This is a genomic window from Corynebacterium sp. HMSC071B10 (assembly GCF_001814825.1).
Taxonomy (GTDB): Bacteria; Actinomycetota; Actinomycetes; order Mycobacteriales; family Mycobacteriaceae; genus Corynebacterium.
The window spans coordinates 1-1,711 of the sequence record NZ_KV817964.1 but is presented as its reverse complement, the minus strand read 5'-3'; the positions used below and the strand labels follow the sequence as shown (position 1 = coordinate 1,711).

The window sequence follows — 1,711 nt, the reverse complement described above, 5'->3', positions numbered from 1 at the left end:
GAATGCGCCACATCGACCGGGAGGTAGTTGTGCCGCGTTGGGTTCCGAAGGAAATTAGGGCTGCTGCTGTTAAGCGGGTTGAAGCAGGTGAGGCAGTTGGTGTGGTTGCGCGTGATGTCGGTGTGTGCGCCGATGCTGTCTACACGTGGTTGAAGGCCGCTGGTGTCTTGCCGCCTGCCAAGCGTGCGAGCCGCGACCGGGAACCTCTTGTCCAAGAGGGCGTGTGGTTGGTGCGTGCGGGCATGTCGATCACCGGGGCTGCGCGGGCCGTTGGGCTGGAACCAAGCTCGCTTCATAACAGGTTGAGGCGGACTGGTGAGATTACTGTGCGCCCGGGGCGTTCTCCTGTGCCGCAGGAGGTGCGCGATCGCGCGGTGGCGCAAGTGCTTGCTGGGGAAAGCTACCGGAGTGTGGCTGACGCGTTTGGTGTGCATCTTTCCACGGTGTATGCGTGGGTGAAGCGGGCCAAGGCGACAAAGTCGGGTGATGTGCCTGGTCGACGGCATGGGCAAGCCCCTGCGGGGGCGTCGGTGTCGATACCGGAGCAAGGCACTGCGCCGGAGGAAGATGGTGCTGTGCCAGCACCTATGAATACGCAAGCCGCTGTTGGGCCTTCCAGTGGTGTCTTTGATAAGCAGTCCGTAGTTGGGCGTGGTCACAGGCTTACCGTTGAAGACCGCGTCGCTATTGAAGCTGGTTGTCGTGCTGGAGAGTCAGCGCGAGCCATCGCGAAGCAGATCGGGCGTCATCACAGTGTCGTCGCGCGTGAGATCAACCGCAATGGTTGGAAAATCATCCGTGACGATGGGGCGGAACAGATGCTGTACAACGCCTATAACGCTGCTGCTTCCACCGCCAAGCGGAGGCTGCGGCCGAAACCTCGCAAGCTCGAGACAAACCAGTCGCTTCGTAGCGTGGTGGTCAAGGGCCTTGCCCGCAGGTGGTCACCAGGCCGGATCAGTGCGTGGCTTGCGCACACGTTCGTCCATGATGAAAGCATGCGTATTTCCCACGAAGCGATCTACAGCGCCTTGTACATCCAAGGCAAAGGCAGTCTGCGTGCCGAGCTTGAAGCTGTGATGAAGACACAAGACGTGCTTATCCGCGCAGGCAAGACACGCAAGCCACGGGCGCGCAGCGCCGGGGTGCCAACCGGTCGTCGTCCTTGGGTTGCAGGCGCTGAGATCACCAAGCGCAGCCCTGAAGCCGATAGCCGGGCAATCCCTGGTCACTGGGAAGGTGATCTTGTCATCGGCAAAGGCGGTAAAAGCGCGCTGATTACCCTGGTGGAGCGCACCAGTCGCTACACCTTGCTTGGCCATCTCCCGGACGAGCACAGCTCAAAAACTGTGGTGGAAACACTGCAAGAGATGGTCAAAGACCTCAATGCCGAACAGTTAAAGACCATCACCTGGGATCAAGGCGTGGAAATGTCGGAAATCACGCGCATCCAGATCAAAGACGGCTGCAAGGTGTACTTTTGTGACCCTCACTCACCGTGGCAACGGCCAACCAATGAAAACACCAACGGTGAGATCCGGCGCAGGTTCTACAAAAAGGGCACCGACTTTGCCGCAGTCACACCTGAGCACGTTGCCTGGGTGCAAAAAGAACTCAATGAAACACCCCGACAAATCCTCGGCGGAGCAACCCCATGTGAGATACTCAACGAACTATTCAATCGTGGCGCATCCACCGCATGATCGGGCCC

At 59.4% G+C, this 1,711-nt stretch carries 2 pseudogenes; both read left to right on the top strand.

What is annotated here, in order from left to right:
- Positions 1–2 precede the first annotated feature (2 nt).
- A pseudogene (locus HMPREF2990_RS13300) lies at positions 3–422 on the top strand (transposase); the annotation flags it as partial.
- A 141-nt stretch (positions 423–563) separates the two neighbouring features.
- Positions 564–1,703, top strand: a pseudogene (locus HMPREF2990_RS01475) (IS30 family transposase); the annotation flags it as partial.
- Between the last annotated feature and the right edge of the window lie 8 nt (positions 1,704–1,711).